The organism is Salipiger abyssi (assembly GCF_001975705.1).
Classification (GTDB): domain Bacteria; phylum Pseudomonadota; class Alphaproteobacteria; order Rhodobacterales; family Rhodobacteraceae; genus Salipiger; species Salipiger abyssi.
Map to the genome: position 1 here is coordinate 3,731,847 of NZ_CP015093.1, position 23,329 is coordinate 3,755,175.

Below are 23,329 nucleotides of genomic sequence, written 5' to 3' on the forward strand. Positions count from 1 at the left end.
TTCGGGCCGACAGAGGAGGGGACCGAGTATGGCTGAGGACACATGGCAGGCCATCACGGCGGCCAACCGGGCCGCATGGAATGCCTCGGCGCCGCTGCACGGGCGCGGTGCGGATTGGGACGCGCTGCTGGAGCGCGCGGCGCAGCCCGGCTTTTCGGTGCTCGACGCGCAGCTTACGGAGACGCTGACGGCGCTGGAGCTCGCCGGCAAATCCGCCGTGCAGATCGGCTGCAACAATGCCCGCGAACTGATGTCCCTCGCCGCGCTCGGCATCCGGCCCGAGCTGGGCATCGACCAGGCCGGCGCGTTTCTGGCGCAGGGCCGGCAACTCGCCGAAGCCGCGGGGCTCTCGCCGCAGCTTCTGGAGGCGGATATCTATGCCTTGCCCGACGATCTGGGCCGGTTCGATCTGGGGCTGATCACCATCGGCGTGCTCAACTGGATGCCCGATCTGGCGGGCTTCTTCCGTGCCGTCGCCGGGCTGCTGGCGCCGGGCGGTCATCTGGTGATCTACGAGACCCATCCGTTCCTGGAGGTCTTCGACCCCGACAGCGCCACACCCTTCGAGCCGGCCTTCAGCTATTTCGAGCGCCAGCCGCAGGCGGTGACTGAGGCGATCACCTATGACGGCAAGAGCCACGGGCAGGGCGAGACCGGCTACTGGTTCATCCATCCGCTGGGCGAGATCGTGACCGCCTGCGTCCGGTCCGGGCTGAGCCTTGTCGAGCTGAAGGAGTTCGGGCACACGATCCGCGAACCCGAATACGACATCTACGAAGGCCGCGCCGCGCAGATCCCCATGAGCTTTTGCCTCGTGGCACAAAAACCCGCCTGACCGGCGGGCGACGGCCTCAGCTATTGCCCGTTCCGGTGAACCGTGCCGCATCCGCCGCCGCGCGGCGGATGGCGTTGGATTTGTGCACGGTCTCCATATATTCCGCCTCGGGGTCGCTGTCATAGACGATGCCGCCGCCGGCCTGGATATAGAGCTTTTCGTCCTTCACGATGGCGGTGCGCAGAGCGATGCACATATCCATGTCGCCGCCCGCCGAGAAATAGCCCACGCCGCCGCCATAGACGCCGCGTTTTTCCGGTTCCAGCTCGTCGATGATCTCCATCGCGCGCACCTTGGGCGCGCCCGAAACGGTGCCCGCCGGCATGCCGGCGAAAAACGCCGACAGCGCGTCCTGATCCTCGGCCAGCTCGCCCACCACGTTCGACACGATATGCATGACGTGGCTGTACCGCTCGATGATGAATTTCTCGGTCGGGCGCACAGTGCCGATCTTCGACACCTTGCCGGTGTCGTTGCGGCCCAGATCGAGCAGCATGAGATGCTCCGCCAGCTCTTTCTTGTCGGCCAGCAGATCGGCCTCGAGCGCGCGGTCCTCCTCGGGCGTGGCGCCGCGCGGGCGGGTGCCGGCGATGGGCCGGATGGTGACCTCGCGGCCAAAGACCCGCACGAGGATCTCGGGCGAGGCGCCGATCACCTGGAAGCCGCCGAAATTGAAATAGAACATGAAGGGCGAGGGGTTCGTCCGCCGCAGCGAGCGGTAGAGCGCGAAGGGCGGCAGCGGGAAGTCCTGCGTCCAGCGCTGCGCCGGCACCACCTGAAAGATATCGCCCTTGCGGATATAGTCCTTGGCCTTCTCGACGGCGGCCTTGTAGCTCTCGCGGGTGAAGTTCGACACCGGCTCGCCGGTCTCATGCGCCTCGCCCAGCTCGCGGCCCGCCTGCGGCAGCGCGCGTTCGAGATCGCGCACCGCGTCCATCACCCGCTCGGCGGCCTGCGCATAGGCGGCGCGTGCCGAGAGCCCCGCATTGACCCAGGCCGGCGATACCACCGTGACCTCGCCCTTGACCCCGTCGAGCACCGCCACGACCGAGGGCCGCAGCATTAGCGCGTCGGGCAGGCCGAGCGGATCGGGGTTCACATCCGGCAGATGCTCGACCAGCCGGATCATGTCATAGCCGAGATAGCCGAAGAGCCCCGCCGCCGATTGCGGCAGATCGTCGGGCAGCTCGATGCGGCTTTCCTCGATCAGCGCGCGCAGCGCCGTCAGCGGATCGTCCTCCAGCGGCGTGAACGCCTCCGGATCGAAGCGTGCCTGCCGGTTGATCGCGGCCTCGGTGCCGTGGCATTTCCAGACCACATCCGGCTTCATCCCGATGATGGAATAGCGCCCGCGCACCTCGCCGCCGGTCACCGATTCCAGCATGAAGGCGTCCTTGGCGGCGCCCGTCAGCTTCAGCATCAGCGAGACCGGCGTGTCGAGATCCGCCGCCAGCCGGGCATAGACCACCTGGTTCTGCCCGGCCTCATAGGCGCGGGCAAAGTCTTCGAAAGCGGGGATGAGCGTGGCCATGGTCTTTACTGCAAGTTGCTGAGGACGGCATTGACCGCCGACTGGTCGATATTGATGCCGGCGCGGGACTGGATATCGGCGTTGAGCGCGCGGAAGAGATCCTGCGCCACGCTGTTGGCGGCGCGGTCGCGCAGCAGCCCTGAGAGCTGCTGGACCTGATCGCTTTCCATATCCACCGGGCTCACGCCGTCGAGCCGGACCACCAGCGCCACACCGTCGCCGGGCAGGGCGCGCGCCTCGCCCTCTGCCATGTCGAACACCGCCTCCAGCACCGCTGCCGGCAGGTCGGCGACGCGGGCGTCGCGGGTCAGGCCGCTTTCGGCATTGGGATCGAGCCCGGCCTCTTCGAAGCTGGCACCGTCGGCCACCTGCGTGGCGAGGCTTTCGGCCTGCGCGACCAGCGCCTGCGTTGCCTGCTCCTCTTCCCAGAGCGTGGCGACGCGCTCGCGCACCTCGTCGAAGGGCTGCGGCGCCGGGGCGCGCAGCTCATCGAGCCGCAGCGCAAAGATGCCGCCATCGCCCAGATCCTCGATCGCCGGGTAATCGTCGGCGGTGACCGCCTCCGCCGCCTCGCGGAACGCGGCATAGCCAGCGATGCCCACATCGCTGGTCTCGGTCCAGTCGATCTGGTCGAGCGCCATGTCGGTCTCATTGGCAAGGTCTTCGAGCGTGGCGCCGCCGGCCAGCTCGTCGTCGAGGCTCTGCGCCATGCCCTCGATCACCCGGCGGGCGCGGTCGAGCACCAGCGCATCGCGCAGATCCGGCACGGCCTCGTCATAAGGCACCTCATGCGCCTCCAGCACGCCGTTCACACGGTAGAGCGCCGGGCCGAGCGAAGAGGGGGCGGGCCCCACCACCGTGCCGACCTCGGCACCGAACACCGCGTCGCCGGCCTCGCCGAGCTCGTTCCTCGGCAGATCGCCCAGATCGGTATCGGCCAGTGCCAGCCCGCGCTCTTCCACCAGCGTCTCGAAATCCGCCTCGCCAGCGGCGATCCGGTCCATCGCGGCCTGCGCCGCCGCCTCGTCGGCAAAGACCAGCCGCTCGACCAGCCTCCGCTCGGGCATGTTGAACTCCGCATGCCGCTCCTCATAAGCGGCGCGCAGCGTGTCCTCGTCGACCTCGACCGTGTCGACGATCATGTCGGGCGTCAGCCAGGCATAGCTGATGACCTTGGTCTCTGGCAGGGTGAAGAGATCTAGATGATCGTCATACCAGGCCTGAAGCTCCTCGTCCGAGGGCACCGGCAACCCGGTGCTCAGCGCATCGCGACCGAGCGCCGCCCAGGTAAAGGCGCGGGTCTCGCCGGCATAGCCCAGCAGCGTCTCGACATAGGTGTCGGGCAGGGCGGTGCCCGAGAGGATCGCCGCCTGAAGCAGCGAGCGGGCGCTGTCGCGGCGCAGGCTCTCCTCGAACTCGGTCTCCTGAAGCCCGGCATTCTGCAACGCATAGGCATAGGCCGAGCGGTCGAACGTGCCGTCAGAGCCATTGAAGGCCTGGATATTGCGCAACTCTTCGGCCACGCGTTCGTCGCCCACGGAGAGGCCGATCCGCGCCGCCTCGTCATCCATGGCGGCACTGGTGACCACCTGCGCCAGCACCTGATCGGTGAGGCCGAGCTGACGCGCCTGTTCCACGGTCATCGGCTCGCCGGTCTGCGCCTCGTAGGCGCTCATCTCGTTGCGCAGGGCGCGGGCGTAATCGTTGGTGGAAATCTCGGTGTCGCCCACCGTGCCGATGCTGCCGACGCCGCCGGAGAAATTCACCGTCCCGAAGGCGCCGAATCCCACGAAGGAGGCAATCAGGATTGCCCAGACGATGTATTTCGTGATGCCGCCTTTGCCGCGCGCCATGACTGCCCTTCCCCTTGCTCTCTGGCGCCCGTGTCTACGCCGGGCCGTCCGGCCCCGCAAGGGGCCAGTCCAGCGCGGCGAGCCGGTCGAAAAGCTCGGCGATGCCAGCACGGTCGATATTGGCGAAGGCGAGGCGGAAATGCCGCGCGCCGGCGGGGTCGGTTGCCGGCACGAACATGGTGCCGGGCAGGGCGAGCACTCCCGCATCGCGCACCATGCGCGGCCCCAGCACGTCCGAGGACTCGGCAAAGGGATGTTCGAGATAGGCGAAATAGGCGCCGAGCCCCTTCAGCCGCCAGCCCTTCGCTTCGAGCTTCGGCATCTGCTCGGCGATGGCGCGGCCGCGGTCGAGGATCTCGTCACGCTCCTGCGCCACCCATTGCGAGAGATTCTCCAGCCCCCAGAGCGCCGCGATCTGGCCGAGCTGCGGCGGGCAGATCGCCACCGTGTCCTGGAATTTCTCGATCTCGCTCAAAAGCGCCGGATCGGCGAGCAGCGCGCCGACGCGGTGGCCGGTGAGCCGGTAGGCCTTGGAAAAGCTGTAGAGCTGGATCAGCGTGGTCTCGTGCCCCTCGCGGCTCAGCAGATCGTGCGGCGGGCCGGAACGGCTGTCGAAATCCTTGTAGGTCTCGTCGACGATCAGCCGCAGCCCATGCGCGCGCGCCAGATCGTAAAGCGCGCCGACGGTCTCGGCGGGATATTCCACGCCGCCGGGATTGTTGGGCGAGACCAATACGATGGCGCGGGTGCGCGGGGTGATGAGCGCGCGGGCGGTCTCGGCGTCGGGCAGCAGCGCGTCATCGGTGGGCAGCGGCACGGTGACCACGCCCTGCATGTCGAGCCACATCTTGTGATTGAAATACCAAGGCGTCGGCAGCAGCACCTCGTCGCCCTCGCCGCAAAGCGCCGCCAGCGTCGCGGCAAAAGCCTGGTTGCAGCCGGCGGTGATGGCGACGCGCCCGGGCGACACCTCGGCGCCGTAATGCGCGCTCCAATCCTTTGCCAGCGCGGCCCGCAGCGCCGGCAGGCCCAGAACCGGGCCATAGAGATGGGTTTCCGGGCGCTCGATGGCCTCGGCCATCGCCTTGCGCAGCGCCGGCGGCGGCGGATCCACCGGCGCGGCCTGGCTGACATTGAGCAGCGGGCGCCCGGGCGGGAAGGTGACACCCTCGATCCAGCGTTTCGCCTCCGGAACGGGCGGGGTGAAAGTGGCTTCGGTGCGGCTCTGATGAGGCATGTGCTGGGGCTCCCGCGACAGGTCGCGGCACGCTAGCAGCATGATCCGGCGGCGAAAAGGGGCGCGCTCACGCCGTGGCGTCAAAGGCGGTGCGGGCGGCGCGGATGCGGTCGTGATTGCGGTCGGCCCAGTCGGTCAGCACCGCGATCGGGTCGAGCGCCGATTGCCCCAGCTCGGTCAGCGCGTATTCCACCGAGGGTGGCTTGGTCGGATAGACCTGACGCGAAATCAGCCCGTCGCGTTCGAGCTGCCTCAGGCTCTGGGTCAGCATGCGTTTCGAGATATCGCCCACCTGCCGTTGCAGCGCCGAGAAGCGACGCGGCCCGGGGGTGAGCGCGATGAGGATGAGCAGCGTCCATTTCTGCCCGACGCGGTCGAGCACGTCACGGATCGGGCAGGCGGCGGGATTGTCCGGTGCTCCGTGCAGCGCCGCCATCTGTATCAGCGTGTCGAAGGCGGGGCGGTTACCTGACTGTGCCCTGGTCATGAAAAAGTGCCTCCTTTACGGGTCTCGGTTGGCGGTCTACATCCGAGACCATATCGCGGAAATAGACCAGACAGAGACAAAAGAAAAGGAAGGAGATCCCAATGTCCGGATCGTTGAAATATCTCGTCACCGGCGCCTCGGGTCAGCTCGGCGCGCTCGCCATCGACGCGCTGCTCGACCGCGTGCCCGCCTCCGAGGTCGGCGCGCTGGTGCGCCGCGCCGAGGCCGCAGCTCCGCTGGAGGCAAAGGGCGTGACCGTGCGCATCGCGTCCTATGACGATTCGGCGGCGCTGGAGGCGGCCTTTGCCGGCGTCGAGCGGCTGCTGCTGATCTCCTCCAGCGAGGTCGGCCAGCGCGCCACGCAGCACGCCAATGTCATCGCGGCGGCGAAGGCGGCGGGGGTGGGCTTTGTCGCCTACACTTCGATCCTCAGGGCCGACAGCTCGCCGCTGACCGTGCTGCCGGGCGAACATGTGGCGACCGAGCAGGCATTGGCGGCGTCGGGCCTGCACTACGCGCTGCTGCGCAACGGCTGGTACACCGAGAATTACACCATGGGCGTGCCCACGGCGCTGGAGCATGGCGGCATGATGGGGGCTGCCGGCGAGGGCCGGATTTCCAGCGCCGCGCGCGCCGATTACGCCGCCGCCGCTGCTGCCGTGCTGACGGGCGATCTGCCGGCCTCGGGCACGATCTACGAACTGGCCGGCGACAGCTCCTACACGCTGGCGGAATTCGCGGCGGCGCTGTCGGAGCTGTCCGGCAAGGAGATCGGCTATACCGATATGACGCCCGAGGCCTTCGACGCGGCCTTGCAGGGCGCGGGGCTGCCGGCGCCGGTGGCGGGCATGCTGGCCGACAGCGAGAAGGGCGCGGCGCAGGGCGGGCTCTATAGCGACGACACCACGCTGTCGCAGCTCATCGGGCGCCCGACGACGCCCTGGCGCGAGACGCTGAAAACGGCGCTCTGACGTAAACCGCCCCGCGCCATGATCGGGCGCGGGGCGGGCAACTTCCTTCGAAGGAAGTTGCAAGAGTTTTCGAAAACTCTTGCGGTCTCAGACGGTTGGGTCAGGTGCCGCGATAGGGCTCGACATATTGCAGCGCCATGTCCCAGGGGAAGAAGATCCAGGTGTCCTGGCTCACCTCGGTGATATAGCTGTCGACCATCGGCTTGCCCTTGGGCTTGGCATAGACCGTCGCCACATGCGCCTTGGGCAGGTGGCTGCGCACCACCTCCAGCGTGCGGCCGGTATCCACCAGATCGTCGACGATCAGCACGCCGGTGCCGTCGCCCATCACCTCCATATCGGGGAATTTGATGACCCTGGGGGCGCTCTGCGTCTGGTGATTGTAGCTCTTCACCGAGATCGTATCGACCATGCGGATGTCGAGCTCGCGCGCCACGATCATCGCCGGCGCCATGCCGCCCCGGGTGATCGCCACCACCGCACGCCATTCGCCGCCCTCGTCGGGGCCGTGCCCCTGAAGCCGCCAGGCCAGCGCCCGCGCATCGCGGTGCAGCTGGTCCCAGCTGACGTGAAAACCCTTCTCGTGCGGCAGCCGGTCCATGCGCGTCCCCTCAGCCCTTGGTGATGTCGGGCGCGTCGACGGCCTTCATGCCGACGACGTGATAGCCCGCATCCACATGGTGGGTCTCACCGGTGACACCGCCGCCCAGATCCGACAGCAGGTAAAGCGCCGAGCCGCCGACATCTTCGATGGTCACATTGCGGCGCAGCGGCGAGTTGTACTCGTTCCACTTCATGATGTAGCGGAAATCGCCGATGCCGGAGGCGGCCAGCGTCTTGATCGGGCCGGCGGAGATCGCATTGACGCGAATGCCGTCCTTGCCCAGATCCTCGGCGAGATAGCGCACCGAAGCTTCCAGCGCCGCCTTGGCCACGCCCATCACATTATAGTGTGGCATGATCCGCTCGGCACCGTAATAGGTGAGGGTCAGCGCCGCGCTGCCCGGGCTCATCATCTTCTCCGCCCGCCGCATCACCGCGGTGAAGGAATAGACCGAGATATCCATGGTCGTGATGAAATTGCCGCGCGTCGTGTCGACATAGCGACCGCGCAGTTCGCTCTTGTCAGAGAAGCCGATGGCGTGGACGATGAAGTCCAGTCCGTCCCATTTCTCCTTGAGCGTATTGAACAATTCGTCGATGGACTCTTCGCTGCCGACATCGCAGGGCAGCACCAGATCGGAGTCCAGCTGCGCCGCCAACGGCTCGACGCGTTTCTTCAGGGCGTCCCCCTGATAGGAAAAGGCAAGCTCGGCGCCTGCACCATGCAACGCTTTTGCGATGCCCCAGGCAATCGACTTGTCGTTGGCGAGTCCCATGATCAGGCCGCGCTTGCCCGCCATCAGAGTGTTTGACATACCCTTCCTCCACCCGGCATTGGTGTTTCCGAAACCCTTTAGGCCAAGCCCGGGGGGGCTTCAAGGGTTAGCGCCTGTCATCGTGCAGCAAGGAGACACGAACATGTCCGACCGGACGGGGATTTTTGCGGGCGAGGATCCTTTCGCCCTGGCGCGCAGCTGGCTCGCCGAAGCGGAAAAGGCAGAACTCAACGATCCCAACGCCATCGCGCTCTCCACCGTCGACGCAGAGGGGCTGCCAAATGTACGCATGGTGCTGCTGAAGGAGATCGAGGACGACGCCTTTGTCTTCTATACCAATTACGGCTCGGCCAAGGCGCAGGAGATCGAGAGCGCCGGCAAGGCGGCTTTTGTGATGCACTGGAAATCGCTGCGCCGGCAGATCCGGGTGCGCGGCACCGTCACCCGCGAAGACGGGCCGCAGGCGGATGCCTATTACAACTCGCGCTCGCTCAAATCGCGCATCGGCGCCTGGGCCTCGCAGCAGTCGCAGCCTTTGTCTTCGCGCGCGGCGCTGATGGCCGAGGTCGCCAAGGTCACTGCCTCCCACGGACCCTCGCCCAAGCGGCCGCCGTTCTGGGGAGGCTATCGGATCACCCCAGAGGAGATCGAATTCTGGGCAGATGGTGCCTTCAGGTTGCATGACCGTTTTCGCTGGCGGCGGCGGAACCCCGCCGATTCCTGGTCGATCTCACGGCTGAACCCGTGAATTTCACGTCACGTGAACTGCAAACAGTCACAAAATACAGGTTGCGAAGGCTTGCATTTCCTCCTCGCCTTATCGCAAGAGGGTCTGGGGATACGCTAGACGATCAATGGAAACGCAGTTGACACAGCAAGACGAAGAGACGCGTCGCGTTCTCGGGAAGGTGAAGTGGTTCGATCCTGTGAAGGGGTTCGGATTCGTAATCGCTGACGAGGGCGGACCGGACATCCTGTTGCACGCGAACGTGCTGCGCAATTTCGGCCAGAGTTCCGTGGCCGATGGCGCGCGGATCGAGGTCTCGGTGCAACGTACGGATCGGGGCATTCAGGCGACCGAGGTGCACCGCATCGACCCGCCGGAGCTTCCGGCGGGGGCGCCGCTTGCGGATTTCGAGGGCATCGACCCCGAAGTGATGCGCGCCGCACGGCTGGAGCCTGCGCGGGTGAAATGGTTCGACAAGGCCAAGGGGTTCGGCTTTGCCAATGTGTTTGGCAAGGCCGAGGACGTGTTCATCCATATCGAAGTGCTTCGGCGATCGGGGCTTGCCGATCTGCAACCGGGCGAGGCGCTGGCGATCCGGGTGATCGACGGCAAACGCGGTCTGATGGCCACCGAGGTGAACGCATGGGAAGCCGCGCTTACGGCCTCGTGATCCTTGCCGCCGCGCTGTTCGCGGGGCCGGCCGTCGCGCAATGTCGCGACGATACGGTCTGGCTGCGCGGCGACTGGGGCAGTGCCCGGTTTCGCGTCGATCTGGCCGACGACGCGGAGGAACGCGCCCAGGGGCTGATGTTTGTCGAGGAGATGCCCGCATCCGCGGGCATGCTCTTTGTCTACCCGTCGGAGCGGGCGGCGACGTTCTGGATGAAGAACACGCTGATCCCGCTCGACATGATCTTTGCCGACGCTCAGGGCAGGGTGGTGACGGTCCATTCCCGGGCCGTGCCGCATGACACCACGCCCATTCCCAGCGGCGAACCGGTGCAATTCGTGCTCGAAATCAATGGCGGTCTGGCCGAGCGGCTGGGCATCGTGCCCGGCAGCGAGATGCAGCATCCCGCGATTGCCGATCCGGTCTGGCCCTGCGAGTGAATTGCCTCTTTTCAAACCGGAGGCCAGATTATATGCGAGACCCGTCGGGGCGTGGCGCAGCCTGGTAGCGCGTCTGTTTTGGGTACAGAAGGTCGTGAGTTCGAATCTCGCCGCCCCGACCATCCGAGTTTTCATGTTATTTCGTTTGCCGCGCCGTGCCACATCGCCGGCTGCTCTCCGGGGCCACCGTTATCCCTGCCGCCGATGGCAGTCGGAGCGCCGGCGCGGCGCGGTTCACACGACCCAGCCACCGCCAGGCGTGTGGCCCGAGGGCGGCTGTGACTGCGATGACTCCGCACAAGATATGGTGGCCGCGCGGCGCATGATTTCTCAGATCGGCCGGATTGCCTGAATTTTCAGCAGCGCCGCTGGCTCACGGTAACGGCCTTTCGACTGACGCGCTGGCCGCGCCGCCCGGTTCAGGCATTTTATGAACAGCTGTGGATAACTTGCGCCGAAACCGGCGGTTTTCCCTTTGGTCCGTGCGACGCCGCACAGGCGGGTGTCATGTGGATGAATCGCGGATAAGCCATAGCTCTTGTGTGCACCTGATACGTCAACACAAAATATACGGGGTCGCCCCCAAAAAAGCCGTTGACCCTCAGGCGGATTTTGCGCCAATTTGTGCGGGCCGGACGGCATACCACTAGATATAGTGATGCTCGGCGGGGACACACAGAACGCACATCGAGATATCGCATGACCGCAGCGGGCGTATCGCTTGGCTGCTTTGGGTAACGCTGTCCCTGCATCGCCGACAAAGAATTTGGGCACCAGCTGAAGCAGAGGCAGCGATGAAGATCGAAAGAAAATACACCGAGGCAGGCCAGGACGCATATGCGAATATCGAATTCGTCACCACGAGTTCGGAGATCCGCAATCCCGACGGCACCACGGTGTTCAAGCTCGACACGCTGGAAGTGCCGGCGAAGTGGAGCCAGGTCGCCTCGGACGTCATCGCGCAGAAATATTTCCGCAAGGCCGGCGTGCCGACCGCGCTGAAGAAGGTCGCCGAAAAGGGCGTGCCGGAATTCCTCTGGCGCTCGGTTCCCGCCGACAAGGACACGCCCCGCACCGGCGAAACCTCTGCCAAGCAGGTCTTTGACCGTCTGGCCGGTGCATGGGCCTATTGGGGCTGGAAGGGCGGCTATTTCTCGACCGAGGCCGATGCCCAGGCCTATTACGACGAGATGCGCCACATGCTGGCCAGCCAGACCGCCGCGCCGAACAGCCCGCAATGGTTCAACACCGGCCTGCACTGGGCCTATGGGATCGACGGCCCGGGCCAGGGCCACTATTACGTCGATTACAAGACCGGCAAGCTGACCAAATCCAAATCCGCCTATGAGCATCCGCAGCCGCATGCCTGCTTTATCCAGTCCGTCGCCGACGATCTGGTCAGCGACGGCGGCATCATGGACCTGTGGGTGCGTGAGGCGCGGCTGTTCAAATACGGCTCGGGCACCGGCACCAACTTCTCTTCGCTGCGTGCCGAGGGCGAGCGCCTGTCCGGCGGCGGCAAATCCTCCGGCCTCATGGGCTTCCTCAAGATCGGCGACCGCGCCGCCGGCGCCATCAAGTCCGGCGGCACCACCCGCCGCGCCGCCAAGATGGTGATCGTCGATGCCGACCACCCGGATATCGAGGATTTCATCAACTGGAAGGTCAAGGAAGAGCAGAAGGTCGCCAGCATCGTCGCCGGCTCCAAGATGCACGAAAAGATGCTCAACGGCATCTTCGAGGCAATCCGCAACTGGGACGGGCTGGAGAGCGACGCCTATGAGGCCAATGCCAACGCGGGCCTGAAAAAGGCGATCCGCGAGGCGAAAAAGGTCGCGATCCCCGAGACCTACATCAAGCGCGTGCTGGATTACGCGCGTCAGGGCTATGCCAGCATCGAGTTCCCGACCTATGACACCGACTGGGACAGCGAGGCCTATGCCACCGTCTCGGGCCAGAACTCCAACAACTCGATCCGCGTCACCGATGCCTTCCTTGAGGCCGTCCGCGAGGGCAAGCCCTGGGAGCTGATCCGCCGCACCGACGGCTCGGTAGCCAAGACCGTCGACGCCAAGGAGCTGTGGGAACAGATCGGCCACGCGGCCTGGGCCTGCGCCGATCCGGGCATCCAGTTCCACGACACCGTCAACGCCTGGCACACCTGCCCGGCGGATGGCGAGATCCGCGGCTCCAACCCGTGCTCGGAGTACATGTTCCTCGACGACACGGCCTGCAACCTGGCCTCGATGAACCTGCTGACCTTCCTGCATGACGGCAAGTTCGACGCGGAAAGCTATGTGCATGCCACCCGCCTGTGGACGCTGACGCTGGAAATCTCGGTACTGATGGCGCAGTTCCCTTCCAAGGAGATCGCGCAGCTTTCCTATGATTTCCGCACCCTTGGCCTCGGCTACGCCAATATCGGCGGGCTGCTGATGAACATGGGTTACAGCTATGACAGCGACGAGGGCCGGGCGCTCTGCGGTGCGCTGACCGCTATCCTGACCGGCGTCTCCTACGCCACCTCCGCCGAGATCGCCGGCGAACTCGGCGCCTTCCCGGGCCATGAGCGCAACGCCGAGCACATGCTGCGCGTCATCCGCAACCACCGCAGCGCCGCCTATGGCAAGACCGAGGGCTATGAGGGCCTCGCGGTCAAGCCGGTGGCGCTCGATCACGCCAACTGCCCCGATCAGACGCTGATCGAGCTGGCAAAGTCGAGCTGGGACGAGGCGCTGCGCCTCGGCGAACAGCATGGCTACCGCAACGCGCAGGTTTCGGTCATCGCGCCCACCGGCACCATCGGCCTGGTGATGGATTGCGACACCACCGGCATCGAGCCCGATTTCGCCCTGGTGAAATTCAAGAAGCTCGCCGGCGGCGGCTATTTCAAGATCATCAACCGCTCCGTGCCCGGCGCGCTGGTCAAGCTGGGCTACAGCTCCAGTCAGATCGAAGAGATCATCAGCTACGCGGTGGGTCATGGCAGCCTCGGCAACGCGCCGGGCATCAACCACACCGCGCTGATCGGCCATGGCTTCGGCCCGGCGCAGATCGAGAAGGTCGAGCGCGCGCTCGCCACCGCCTTCGATATCCGCTTTGTCTTCAACCAGTGGACGCTGGGCGAGGAGTTCTGCCGCGAAACCCTTGGCATCCCTGCGGAAAAGCTCAACGATCCGAGCTTTGACCTGCTTCGCCACCTGGGCTTTACCCGCGCCGAGATCGAGGCCGCCAACGACCATGTCTGCGGCACCATGACCCTCGAAGGCGCGCCGCATCTCAAGGACGCGCACCTGTCGATCTTCGACTGCGCCAACCCCTGCGGCAAGAAGGGCAAGCGCTTCCTCTCGGTGGAAAGCCACATCCACATGATGGCCGCCGCGCAGAGCTTTATCTCGGGCGCGATCTCCAAGACCATCAACATGCCGAACGCGGCGACGGTCGAGGATTGCCAGAAGGCCTATGAGCTGAGCTGGTCGCTGGGGGTGAAGGCCAACGCGCTGTACCGCGACGGCTCCAAGCTCAGCCAGCCGCTGGCCGCCGCGCTGGTCGAGGACGATGACGACGCGATGGAGGTGCTGGAAAGCGGCTCGCCGCAGGAAAAGGCCCAGGTCATCGCCGAGAAGATCGTCGAGAAGGTGGTGGTCAAGGAAGTGGTCCGCGCCGGCCGCACCAAGATGCCCGAGCGCCGCAAGGGCTATACCCAGAAGGCGATTGTCGGCGGTCACAAGGTCTATCTGCGCACCGGCGAATACGAAGACGGCAATCTCGGCGAGATCTTCATCGACATGCACAAGGAAGGCGCCGGCTTCCGCGCGATGATGAACAACTTCGCCATCGCCGTCTCGGTCGGCCTGCAATACGGTGTGCCGCTGGAGGAATTCGTCGATGCCTTCACCTTCACCAAGTTCGAACCGGCGGGCATGGTGCAGGGCAATGACAGCATCAAGAACGCCACCTCGATCCTCGATTACATCTTCCGCGAACTGGCGGTGAGCTATCTCGACCGCACCGATCTGGCGCATGTGGCCCCGCAGGGCGCCACCTTCGACGATCTCGGCCGTGGCGAGGAAGAGGGTGTGTCGAACGTGCAGGAGCTGTCTGAAACCGCCGCGTCGCGCTCGCTGGAGGTGCTCAAGCAGATCTCTTCCACCGGCTATCTCCGCAAGCGTCTGCCGCAGGAGCTGGTGGTGCTGCAAGGCGGCCAGACCGGCGGCGCGCTGAGCGGGCTGATGCCGGAGACTGCCGGTGTGGCCACCGCCGAGACCACCGTCGCGACGCTGAGCACGTCGAGTTCCTCGCTGGCCATGGATGCCCGCGCCAAGGCGCGCATGCAGGGCTATGAGGGCGAGGCCTGCGGCGAATGCGGCAACTACACGCTGGTGCGCAACGGCACCTGCATGAAGTGCAACACCTGCGGCTCGACGAGCGGGTGTAGCTGAGGAGAGTACAATGAAGAGCCTTCGCGATCTTTTCCTACGACTACCGCACGACGGCAAAGCGCGGCAGATCCTAAGAAGTTTTAATCTTGGGATGATGCGGCCGGGTAAGGTACAGTCGGTGAAGGAGCTCGCGGAGGCGCTCGGCATTGACGTTCATCAAGTCGATCTGCCTGCTCGAATGGGCGGACGGTTGGTGTCGGATCCGTTCACCGAGTCCGGATATGCGATCGAGGTGAACCGAGCACATTCGGTGGTCTCGAGGCGCTTCACTGTTCTTCATGAAATCGGTCACTTTCTGCTGCACGTTAACCACAAGGATCCGTTGTTCGATGGTTTGAACCTCAACCGTGGCGATGACGAGTTCTATTTTGAACTCTCTCAAGAACAAGAAGCAAACGCAGTGGCAGACGTTTTGCTCTTTGGGGACGGTGCGCTCGAAGCCGCATCTTCGCTGCATGGCGGAGATCGCGTCAAGCTAGCGAAATACTTCGGGGTTTCTGTGGCGATGATCGAGGTCGCTATGAAGAAGTTCGGCGTTAAATAGACGATGGAACACGGGATGGGTGCGCTCATCCCGCGCAGACAAGGCCGCAGGCAGAGACAACGGGCGGTATCATAAGTGAGCCTTGTCGGCGAGACTTCAGGGCCCCCAGTGCGGGGCCCTTTTTTCTTGCGCAAAGCTATTTCGGGGTTTCCCGAAATTACGAAAGGACGTGATCTTTCAGCGCCTTGCGGATGAGTTTTCCGTTCGGATTGCGCGGCAGCGCATCGACGCGGACAAAGGCGCGGGGCTGCTTGTAGCGCGCCAGACGCTCGGCGGCGCGGGTCTTGAGCAGGTCTTCGTCCAGCTCTGCCTCGGCCACGTAGAAGGCGGCGATGACAGAGACGCCCTCCTTCACCGCCACATCGGTCACGCCGATCTCCGTCACGCCGGGCAGATCGGCCAGCGCGGCCTCGACCTCCAGCGGCGAGACGCGGTAGCCTCCGGCATTCATCATGTCGTCGTCGCGGCCCAGATAGGCGATCTGCGCGTCCTCATCCATGATCCCCTGATCGCCGGTCAGGAACCACTCACCGGCAAAGCGCGCCGCCGTGTCCTCGGGCGCACCGACATAGCCCAACATCAGCCCCGGATCGGTACGGTGCACGGCGATCATGCCCGGCGCGCCGCGCGGCACCGGCTTGTGATCCTCCCCCAGCAGGGCGATGCGCCGCCCGGTCTGCGGCCGCCCCAGCGCGCCCGGCGCCGCCGGATGCGCAGGAGAGGCCGAGATGAAGGTGGAGCATTCCGACATGCCATAGGCCTCGTAAATCGCGGTGCCGGTGGCCTCGCTCCAGGCCTCGCGGATCGGGGCGGAGAGCTTTTCGCCCGCAGCCAGCCCGTGGCGCAGCTTTGGCATCGGCGGTAACGGATATTTCAGGATCTGCCGGTAAACCCCGGGGGCAGCGGCGAACACCGTCGCATCGTTGCGCTTGAGCAGCAGCGCGAGCTGCGCCGGATCGGTGCTCGCCGCCGGGATCAGCGCCGTGGCGCCCATGGTCCAGGGATCCATGAGCCCGGTGCCCAGCGTATAGGTCCAGTTGAAGGCGCCCGCATGCAGCAGCCGGTCGGAGGGCGTGAGCCCGTACCAGCCGTCCATCATCATCTGCCGCGCCCAGATCGCGCGATGCGCATGACCCACGGCGCGCGGCACGCCCGACGTGCCGGAGGTGTAGATGATATAGGCCAGCCGCTCCGGATCGCCCATGGCGTAACCGGCGGGCGGCAGCCTGTGCCAGCCCTCATAGGTCGCGCGGTCGAAAACCGGCAGCGCGGTCTCGGGGCAGGCGATGCCGTCGCCGCGCAGGATCGCCGCCGGGCGCAGATGGGCGATCATCGGCGCGACCTCGCGCGCGGTGAGCTGCGAGGAGGTCGGCACCGGCACGATCCCGGCGGCGATGGCGCCGAGATAGGCGATGGGGAAATCCACCGTGTTGCCCAACCGCATGAGCAGGATGTCCCCCGGAGTCAGCCCCGCCTGCAAGAGTCCGGCCGCGGTGCCGCGCACCGCCGCCGTCAGCCTTGCATACGACCAGCGTTCGGCGCCCGTCGGTTTGACGATGGCCAGCGCGATCTTGTCGGGCGTGGCCTCGCCCGCCGCCAGCACATGGGCCGCGAGGTTGAAGGGCGCGGGGCAGGGCGCAAAGGCGCCATCGTCGAATTCCGAAAGCATGCTCCGGGCTTAGGGCCGCACCGGCGCCATTGCAAGGGCCGGGCGCCGGCCCTATAGCATTGCCCATGTCGCGCGACCCAAAAACCCTGATCCGCCTGGCGCGAGAAAACGGCGAAGAGGCCTTTGCCGAACCGCTCGATCTCGGCGCGCGGGTGCGCGAGCTGCGCAAGGAGCGCGACTGGACGCTGGAGCAGGCGGCAAAGCAGGCCGGGCTGGCGCGCTCGACGCTCTCGAAGATCGAGAATGGCCAGATGTCGCCCACCTATGACGCCCTGAAAAAGCTCGCCGTGGGGCTGGGGATCGGTGTGCCGCAGCTCTTCACCCCACCGAAGCGCGAGCAGATCTCGGGCCGGATGATCCACACCCGCGAGGGCGCCGGGCTGCATCAGGCGACGGTGACCTATGAGCATGAGCTGCTCGCCGAGAGCCTCACCAAGAAGAAGATGCTGCCCTATCGTGCCCGCGTGCGCGCGCGCAGCATGGAGGAATTCGACGGCTGGGTGCGCCATGACGGCGAGGAATTCCTCTACGTCCTGACCGGCATCGTGCGGCTCTATACCGAGTTCTACGAACCCATCGAGATGAAGCGCGGCGACAGCGCCTATTACGACGCCACCATGGGTCATAACGTCGTCTCGGTGAGCCCCGAGGATGCGACGATCCTATGGGTTACCTCGCTGGAATAGTCCGCGCCGGGCTAACCGGCGGCCATGCGGTCGAGCTGGTAAGACGGGATATCGGCGAACAGCAGCAGCTCCACCTCGTCGCGCGCCTCGTAAAGCGTCAGCTCGTGGCGTTCCGCCACCTGACGCGCCAGCAGCTCGATCCGCGCCGGCGGGCGCCGCAGCGCCGCCGCCGACAGATGCGGAAACCGTTTCAGAAGGCGATCCGAGGCCGCCTCCCAGTTGCGGGTGACTTTCGACCAATCCATCCGTTCCGTCCCTGACAATCCGCCCCGAAGGGCCCCTGCGATCCGGGCCCGAGGCCCCCGCCAGGCCGGATCGTCCGCATCATGCGGCGCGAGACTTTAAGAAACGGTTATCAGCGCTCCGGCAGCAGGCCGCGCGGCGCAAAGCGCAGCACCAGCAGCAGGATCACCCCCATGGTCAGCAGCCGCATATGCTGCACGCTGTCCAGAAGATGCGCCTTGAGCCAGGAGCTCTCCGCCATGCCCGACGTCACCGCATTCATCAGCCATTGCCCGATGGGCTCCACCTGCACCCAGAGGAACCAGATCAGGAACCCGCCCAGCACCGCGCCGAGATTATTGCCCGAGCCGCCGACGATCACCATCACCCAGATCAGGAAGGTGTAGCGCAGCGGCTGGTAGCTCGACGGTGTGAGCTGGCCGTCCAGCGTCGTCATCATCGCCCCCGCCATGCCGCAGAGCACCGAGCCGAGGATGAAGATCTGCAAATGCCGCGCCGTCACGTCCTTGCCCATGGCCTCGGCGGCCTCCTCATTGTCTCGGATCGCCCGCATCATCCGGCCCCAGGGCGAGTTCAGCGCCAGCTGCGCCAGCACCAGCACGATCACCAGCACGGCGGTGAACATCAGCGAATAGCCGAGCTTGACGTAAAGCGTCGAGGCGGTGGTCGGGTCGAGCCCGAGCCCGGCGGCGCGGTCGACAAAGCCCGGATCGTTCTGGAGGTCGATCTCATAGGGCAGGGGCCGGGGCAGGCCGATGACGTTCTTGACGCCGCGCGCCATCCAGTCCTCGTTCTTCATCACCGCGATGATGATCTCGGCAATGCCCAGCGTGGCAATGGCGAGATAATCCGAGCGCAGCCCCAGCGCAGTCTTGCCGATCACCCACGCGACACCGGCGGCGAGCAGCCCGCCCACCGGCCAGGCCAGCACCACCGGCAGGCCGAGCCCGCCGAGAAAGCCCGTGGCGGCGGGATTCACCGCCTCCACCGCCTCGACGCCGGGATCGAGCACCGCGCGATAGAGGAAGAAGCCGCCAATGCTCAGCACGGCCACGGCCCAGCCGCGCCGCCCGCGCGGCAGGCGCTTCCAGGCCAGCACGCAGGCCGCGATGGTGACAAAGCCCAGGACCAGCGCGCCCATGATGCGGGTGCCGCCGGCCGCCCAGGCCTCAGGCACCGGCGCGACCGAGGTCAGCACCACCGCCAGCCCGCCGAGCGCGACAAAGCCCATGACGCCCACATTGAAGAGCCCCGCGAGTCCCCATTGCAGGTTGACCCCCAGCGCCATGATCGCGCTCACCAGCCCCATATTGAGGATGATCAGCGCCGAGTTCCAGCTTTGCAGAAAACCGGTGCCGAGGATCAGCACCGCCACAAGTGCAAACAGCCCGAGCGTCCTCATACGGATTTCCCCCTGAACAGTCCGGTCGGCCGGAACAGCAGCACGATGATCAGGATCACGAAGCTGACGGCGAATTTGTAATCGGTCGAGAGCAGCTGCACGAGCCCCGAGGGCTCAAGGCTCTCGGGCATCAGATAGCCCAGCACCTTCTTCCAGGCATAGGTGATGCCGACCTCGGAAAAGGCGATGATGAAGCCGCCGGCAATAGCGCCCAGCGGCGAGCCCAGCCCGCCGACGATGGCGGAGGCGAAGATCGGCAGCAGAAGCTGGAAATAGGTGAAGGGCTTGAAGCTCTTGTCGAGCCCGTAAAGCGTGCCCGCCACCACCGCCAATGCGGCGACGATGATCCAGGTCACCATCACCACGCGCTCGGGGTTGATGCCCGAAAGCAGCGCCAGATCCTCGTTGTCGGAATAGGCGCGCATGCTCTTGCCGGTGCGGGTGTGGTTGAGGAACCAAAAGAGCAGCGCCACCACGATCACCGCGGTGATCACCGTGAGGCCCTGGGTCGATTTCAGCGCCAGCCCCTCGTCGAGCCCGGTCATCTCCTTGAACTCGCGCGCGGTGATCAGGAACCGCTCGCCATCGGCAAATCTCTGATCGTCCGGTCCGATGATAAAACGGGTGACGCCGTTATAGACGAACATCACCCCCATGGAGACGATGACGAGGATCACCGGCTTGGCCTTCTGCTCGCGGTAGAAGCGATAGACCAGCCGGTCGGTCAGCAGCACCAGCGCGGCCGCCCCGGCGATCCCCACCGGGATCGCCAGCAGCGCGGTGGGCAGCGGCCCGAGGCTGACGCCCAAAGCCTGCAAGCCCCAGGTGGCGAGGATCGTCACCATGGTGCCGATCGCCATGGTGTCGCCATGGGCGAAGTTGGAAAAGCGCAGGATGCCATAGATCAGCGTCACCCCCAGCGCGCCAAGCGCCAGCTGGCTGCCATAGGCGATGGCAGGGATCAGCACGAAGTTGGACAGCGCAACGAGCGCGTTGAGAATCTCCATCAGAACATCACCTGCTGGCATGTGTAGTCGGCGCGCACCCAGTCGCTGCGATGCAGCCCCGGAACCTCTCGGCCGGGTCGATAGACATGGGCAGTCCAATGGCCCTGTTCGTCACTGCTTAGCATCTGTGCCCGCCCGATCTCCGCCGAAGGCGCCGGAAGGCCACCAAGGCTCCAACGCCAATCCTGTTCGAAAAACAATCCGCCACGCGCTTCAGGCACGAGCGGACCGATGCTGAAATACGGTCCGGCCGCCATACCGTCGCGCTGTGCGACGAACACACGGGTCCGGGCCGTCACGCAGCTTCCCGCCCCATCGCATGATTGCCTCTCGCGGCACTCATGGATGGACAGGCTGGCCGGCGGGGCTGCGCAGGCGCCCCCGGCAGAGCAGAACACCAGCGCAGCCATCGTGGAAAAGAGCGCGCGCGCCATCACAGCATCCCCTCACAGGTTCCGCTAAAGCGCTTGCCCCGGTTGCCGCGATAGATGAACGCGCCGTCTGCCTGCACCTGCATCCCGTGGCCGCCGCCGAACCCCTCGACCGCCAGCTCAAGCCCGTCCGCGCCGCGTGTCACAGAGGCCGGGTACGGCCCCTGACGGTCGATCCAGAGATGCGCTCCGCCGCCCGCACGCTCGGCCTCGATGCTGAGGGTGGAGGGCGCGCACATGGCTTCCGCATCGCCGCGGCATTGCAGCTCCGCCACGCAGGTCAGCCCCTGCGCCGCGACCGGCCCGGCAAGACCGCAGGCCGTCAGCGCGGCACAAAGCCCTTTCATCTTTCCAGAAATACTCAAACCGGATCTCTCCATCCGCTCAGCCGCCCAGAAAACTGCGCCGGACCTCGTCATCGGCCAGCAGCTCGCGTCCGGTGCCGGTATGAGCGTTGCGCCCCTGCACCAGCACATAGCCCTTGTCGGCGATCTCCAGCGCCTGACGCGCGTTCTGTTCCACCATCAGCACCGGCAGACCGGTGCGCGCCACCTCGATGATCCGGTCGAAAAGCTCGTCCATCACGATGGGCGACACCCCCGCCGTCGGTTCGTCGAGCATCAGCACCTTGGGCCGCGTCATCAGCGCCCGGCCCACGGCGACCTGCTGGCGCTGCCCGCCCGAGAGCTCACCCGCCGCCTGCCTGTGCTTTTCCTTGAGGATCGGGAACAGATCGTAGACCTGCGCCATGGTCTCCCGGAAATCGTCACGCCGGATAAAGGCGCCCATCTCGAGGTTCTCCTCCACGCTCATCGAGGTGAAGATATTGTGGGTCTGCGGCACAAAGCCCATGCCCCGGCGCACCCGCGCCTGCGGGCTGAGCTCGGTGATGTCCTCGCCATCGAGCCGCACCGCGCCCTCGCGCAGATTGAGCATCCCGAAGACCGCCTTCATCGCTGTCGACTTGCCGGCGCCGTTCGGCCCGACGATCACCGCGATCTCGCCGCGCTCCACCGCGATGGTGCAGGCATGCAGGATATCCGCGCCGCGCCCGTAGCCGCCGGTCATCGCCTCGCCGATCAGGAACGGCCCGCCGGGCGCGTCATGCGCGTGCCCGCCCTCATGCACCGGCTGCGCCTCGCCCATGCCCTGCGGGTTGGCGATGCTCGCATCCCGGTTGCCCCGGTCGTCATAACCACCGCTCATCGTGTGGTCTCCGACACGCACCGCTTTTGCGACCAGTATCTGGAGTACTGACGCTTGCTCGGACAGCAGAAGTCAGTGCGCATCGGTGGCTTCCTTTTCGTAGCGGGTATTCGCCAGAAAATCTGCATGCATGTTGGAATGCTTCTCAGTGTAGTCCCGTGTGATTTCCCAGGTCAGGATTTGTGTGACGTCGTTTTCCCGTATGACAAAGGTGTTGGCATAAACCACGCCCAGATTGTTGACCTTACCCGCGTAGATGATCGTCTGGGCCGGCAAATCGCTCACTTCGATGTCCATGATGTCAAGGATAGGCACCATATCAGGCGACGTACCGGCCGCATGTGCCACATTGTCCAGTGCAACCGAGATCATGTAATCATAGTCGATGCCGGCCAGGCTCCCGACCTCCTCGTAGATCATCCCGCCATATAGCCGATCGGAGTGCCGAAACATTGCATCAAAGTCGGTTGCCGCTGAATTTGTCGGGCGCCAGTTGCGATAGCTGCCGCAAAAGAAGATGTCGGCAGCGACGTTCGCGCATCCCGCGGACGGCGAAGGCTCGGAAAAGCGCCACGTTCCATCGCTCAGCAATTCGACACGACGCCCGTCAATCATTGACCGACCGAGAACATCCTGCGCTGCCGCAGGAGTGCACAGCATCAAAAGCGCAAGCAAAGCGGCAATAGCTTTCATCCCGCCGCCTCCTTGTTCTTGAGGCCGGTGCCGAGATAGGCCTCGATCACCGCGTCATTCGCCTTGATCTCGTCCAGCGTGCCCTCGGCCAGCTTCTTGCCCTCGGCCATGACGATGACCGGGTCGCAGATGCGGCCGATGAAATCCATGTCGTGCTCGATCACGCAGAAGGTATAGCCGCGCTCCTGGTTCAGCCGGACGATGGTGTCGGCGATGGTGTTCAGCAGGGTGCGGTTCACGCCCGCGCCGACCTCGTCCAGAAACACGATCTTGGCATCCACCATCATCGTGCGCCCGAGCTCCAGCAGCTTTTTCTGTCCACCGGAGAGGTTCCCGGCCTTCTCGTCCTTGAGATGCGAAATCGTCAGGAAATCAAGCACCTCATCGGCTTTTTTTAGAAGCGCCGCCTCTTCCTGCGCAATCCGTCCGCGCCCGAACCAGGCGTTCCACAGAGTCTCGCCCGCCTGACCGCCCGGCACCATCATCAGGTTCTCGCGGCAGCTCATCGACGAGAATTCATGCGCGATCTGAAAGGTGCGCAGCAAGCCCTTGTGAAACAACGCATGCGGCGGCAGGCCGGTGATGTCCTCGCCATCCATGATCACCGTGCCGCTGGTCGGCGGCAGCGCGCCGGCGATCACGTTGAACAGCGTCGTCTTGCCGGCGCCGTTCGGCCCCACCAGCCCGGTGATCGAGCCGGTGGCGATCTCCAGCGAGGCACCGTCAACGGCACGAAACCCGCCGAAATGGCGGTGAAGGTTCTCCACCCGGATCAAATCTGTCTATCCCCTCGGCGCCTTTTCGCGGCGCGCTTTATGTGGTTGCGGACAGCCCGGGCGCGCGGCCCGGACTGTCCGATCTCATGCGCGTAGGCGC

23 protein-coding genes and 1 tRNA gene are annotated in these 23,329 nt (G+C 65.4%); 9 read left to right on the forward strand and 15 right to left on the reverse strand.

What is annotated here, in order from left to right; all coding sequences use genetic code 11:
* Nucleotides 1-28 precede the first annotated feature (28 nt).
* Nucleotides 29-835, forward strand: a complete 807-nt coding sequence (locus Ga0080574_RS21730) for a class I SAM-dependent methyltransferase (protein ID WP_076704486.1) — start codon at nucleotides 29-31, stop codon at nucleotides 833-835.
* Nucleotides 836-851: 16 nt separating this feature from the next.
* Here the strand turns inward: Ga0080574_RS21730 and trpE are convergent, their stop codons facing one another.
* From trpE to Ga0080574_RS21750, 4 genes are all read right to left on the reverse strand, one after another.
* Entirely contained in the window at nucleotides 852-2,366 is a 1,515-nt protein-coding gene (gene trpE / locus Ga0080574_RS21735; RefSeq protein WP_076704495.1) for an anthranilate synthase component I, read from the reverse strand.
* Between the two features lie 5 nt (nucleotides 2,367-2,371).
* Nucleotides 2,372-4,219: a peptidyl-prolyl cis-trans isomerase gene (locus Ga0080574_RS21740; protein WP_076704498.1), complete on the reverse strand. Its 1,848-nt coding sequence runs from the start codon at nucleotides 4,217-4,219 to the stop codon at nucleotides 2,372-2,374.
* Nucleotides 4,220-4,253: 34 nt separating this feature from the next.
* Entirely contained in the window at nucleotides 4,254-5,456 is a 1,203-nt protein-coding gene (locus tag Ga0080574_RS21745; protein ID WP_076704500.1) for an aminotransferase, read from the reverse strand.
* A gap of 67 nt (nucleotides 5,457-5,523) precedes the next feature.
* On the reverse strand, nucleotides 5,524-5,943 hold the full coding sequence (locus Ga0080574_RS21750; RefSeq protein WP_076704502.1) for a winged helix-turn-helix transcriptional regulator: 420 nt from the start codon (nucleotides 5,941-5,943) through the stop codon (nucleotides 5,524-5,526).
* A 101-nt stretch (nucleotides 5,944-6,044) separates the two neighbouring features.
* Between Ga0080574_RS21750 and Ga0080574_RS21755 the strand changes: the two genes are divergently transcribed.
* Nucleotides 6,045-6,914 carry an NAD(P)H-binding protein gene (locus Ga0080574_RS21755; RefSeq protein ID WP_076704513.1) on the forward strand — a complete coding sequence of 290 codons (870 nt, stop codon included), beginning with the start codon at nucleotides 6,045-6,047 and terminating at the stop codon, nucleotides 6,912-6,914.
* A gap of 100 nt (nucleotides 6,915-7,014) precedes the next feature.
* Here the strand turns inward: Ga0080574_RS21755 and gpt are convergent, their stop codons facing one another.
* A complete protein-coding gene (gene gpt, locus Ga0080574_RS21760) occupies nucleotides 7,015-7,515 on the reverse strand; it encodes a xanthine phosphoribosyltransferase (protein ID WP_076704515.1) in 501 nt (166 codons plus the stop codon).
* Nucleotides 7,516-7,525: 10 nt separating this feature from the next.
* The gene (fabI, locus tag Ga0080574_RS21765; protein ID WP_076704517.1) at nucleotides 7,526-8,332 is read right to left on the reverse strand and encodes an enoyl-ACP reductase FabI; all 807 of its coding nucleotides are present in this window, start codon (nucleotides 8,330-8,332) and stop codon (nucleotides 7,526-7,528) included.
* A 103-nt stretch (nucleotides 8,333-8,435) separates the two neighbouring features.
* Here fabI and pdxH point away from each other — a divergent pair, with 103 nt between their 5' ends.
* The 6 genes from pdxH (at nucleotide 8,436) to Ga0080574_RS21795 (ending at nucleotide 15,116) form a co-directional block, all read left to right on the forward strand.
* The gene (pdxH, locus tag Ga0080574_RS21770) at nucleotides 8,436-9,041 is read left to right on the forward strand and encodes a pyridoxamine 5'-phosphate oxidase (protein ID WP_076704520.1); all 606 of its coding nucleotides are present in this window, start codon (nucleotides 8,436-8,438) and stop codon (nucleotides 9,039-9,041) included.
* Between the two features lie 106 nt (nucleotides 9,042-9,147).
* On the forward strand, nucleotides 9,148-9,690 hold the full coding sequence (locus Ga0080574_RS21775; protein WP_076704528.1) for a cold-shock protein: 543 nt from the start codon (nucleotides 9,148-9,150) through the stop codon (nucleotides 9,688-9,690).
* Nucleotides 9,663-10,130 carry a DUF192 domain-containing protein gene (locus tag Ga0080574_RS21780; RefSeq protein ID WP_076704536.1) on the forward strand — a complete coding sequence of 156 codons (468 nt, stop codon included), beginning with the start codon at nucleotides 9,663-9,665 and terminating at the stop codon, nucleotides 10,128-10,130. The genes Ga0080574_RS21775 and Ga0080574_RS21780 overlap by 28 nt, the downstream gene beginning before the upstream one ends.
* A 45-nt stretch (nucleotides 10,131-10,175) precedes the next feature.
* Nucleotides 10,176-10,252 (forward strand) — tRNA-Pro (locus Ga0080574_RS21785).
* 672 nt (nucleotides 10,253-10,924) lie between these two features.
* Complete coding sequence (locus Ga0080574_RS21790; protein WP_083716922.1) at nucleotides 10,925-14,572, forward strand: vitamin B12-dependent ribonucleotide reductase; 3,648 nt, start codon at nucleotides 10,925-10,927, stop codon at nucleotides 14,570-14,572.
* Between the two features lie 10 nt (nucleotides 14,573-14,582).
* Entirely contained in the window at nucleotides 14,583-15,116 is a 534-nt protein-coding gene (locus tag Ga0080574_RS21795; protein ID WP_076704540.1) for an ImmA/IrrE family metallo-endopeptidase, read from the forward strand.
* A 157-nt stretch (nucleotides 15,117-15,273) separates the two neighbouring features.
* On the opposite strand, the gene Ga0080574_RS21800 is transcribed toward Ga0080574_RS21795, so the two are convergent.
* On the reverse strand, nucleotides 15,274-16,785 hold the full coding sequence (locus tag Ga0080574_RS21800) for a class I adenylate-forming enzyme family protein (protein WP_076704542.1): 1,512 nt from the start codon (nucleotides 16,783-16,785) through the stop codon (nucleotides 15,274-15,276).
* Between the two features lie 65 nt (nucleotides 16,786-16,850).
* Here Ga0080574_RS21800 and Ga0080574_RS21805 point away from each other — a divergent pair, with 65 nt between their 5' ends.
* Nucleotides 16,851-17,471 (forward strand): helix-turn-helix domain-containing protein, encoded by a 621-nt coding sequence (locus Ga0080574_RS21805; RefSeq protein ID WP_076704544.1) that lies wholly within the window; start codon nucleotides 16,851-16,853, stop codon nucleotides 17,469-17,471.
* 11 nt (nucleotides 17,472-17,482) lie between these two features.
* Here the strand turns inward: Ga0080574_RS21805 and Ga0080574_RS21810 are convergent, their stop codons facing one another.
* The 8 genes from Ga0080574_RS21810 to Ga0080574_RS21845 form a co-directional block, all read right to left on the reverse strand.
* A complete protein-coding gene (locus Ga0080574_RS21810; RefSeq protein ID WP_076704547.1) occupies nucleotides 17,483-17,716 on the reverse strand; it encodes a hypothetical protein in 234 nt (77 codons plus the stop codon).
* Nucleotides 17,717-17,826: 110 nt separating this feature from the next.
* On the reverse strand, nucleotides 17,827-19,116 hold the full coding sequence (locus tag Ga0080574_RS21815; RefSeq protein ID WP_076704549.1) for a branched-chain amino acid ABC transporter permease: 1,290 nt from the start codon (nucleotides 19,114-19,116) through the stop codon (nucleotides 17,827-17,829).
* Nucleotides 19,113-20,123, reverse strand: a complete 1,011-nt coding sequence (locus Ga0080574_RS21820) for a branched-chain amino acid ABC transporter permease (RefSeq protein ID WP_076704551.1) — start codon at nucleotides 20,121-20,123, stop codon at nucleotides 19,113-19,115. The genes Ga0080574_RS21815 and Ga0080574_RS21820 overlap by 4 nt, the downstream gene beginning before the upstream one ends.
* A complete protein-coding gene (locus Ga0080574_RS21825; protein WP_076704554.1) occupies nucleotides 20,123-20,557 on the reverse strand; it encodes a hypothetical protein in 435 nt (144 codons plus the stop codon). The genes Ga0080574_RS21820 and Ga0080574_RS21825 overlap by 1 nt, the downstream gene beginning before the upstream one ends.
* Nucleotides 20,557-20,919 carry a hypothetical protein gene (locus Ga0080574_RS21830; RefSeq protein ID WP_156876426.1) on the reverse strand — a complete coding sequence of 121 codons (363 nt, stop codon included), beginning with the start codon at nucleotides 20,917-20,919 and terminating at the stop codon, nucleotides 20,557-20,559. The genes Ga0080574_RS21825 and Ga0080574_RS21830 overlap by 1 nt, the downstream gene beginning before the upstream one ends.
* A 19-nt stretch (nucleotides 20,920-20,938) precedes the next feature.
* Complete coding sequence (locus Ga0080574_RS21835; protein WP_076704565.1) at nucleotides 20,939-21,760, reverse strand: ABC transporter ATP-binding protein; 822 nt, start codon at nucleotides 21,758-21,760, stop codon at nucleotides 20,939-20,941.
* 72 nt (nucleotides 21,761-21,832) lie between these two features.
* Nucleotides 21,833-22,453 (reverse strand): hypothetical protein, encoded by a 621-nt coding sequence (locus Ga0080574_RS21840; protein WP_156876427.1) that lies wholly within the window; start codon nucleotides 22,451-22,453, stop codon nucleotides 21,833-21,835.
* Nucleotides 22,450-23,229, reverse strand: a complete 780-nt coding sequence (locus tag Ga0080574_RS21845) for an ABC transporter ATP-binding protein (RefSeq protein ID WP_076704569.1) — start codon at nucleotides 23,227-23,229, stop codon at nucleotides 22,450-22,452. The genes Ga0080574_RS21840 and Ga0080574_RS21845 overlap by 4 nt, the downstream gene beginning before the upstream one ends.
* Nucleotides 23,230-23,329 lie beyond the last annotated feature (100 nt).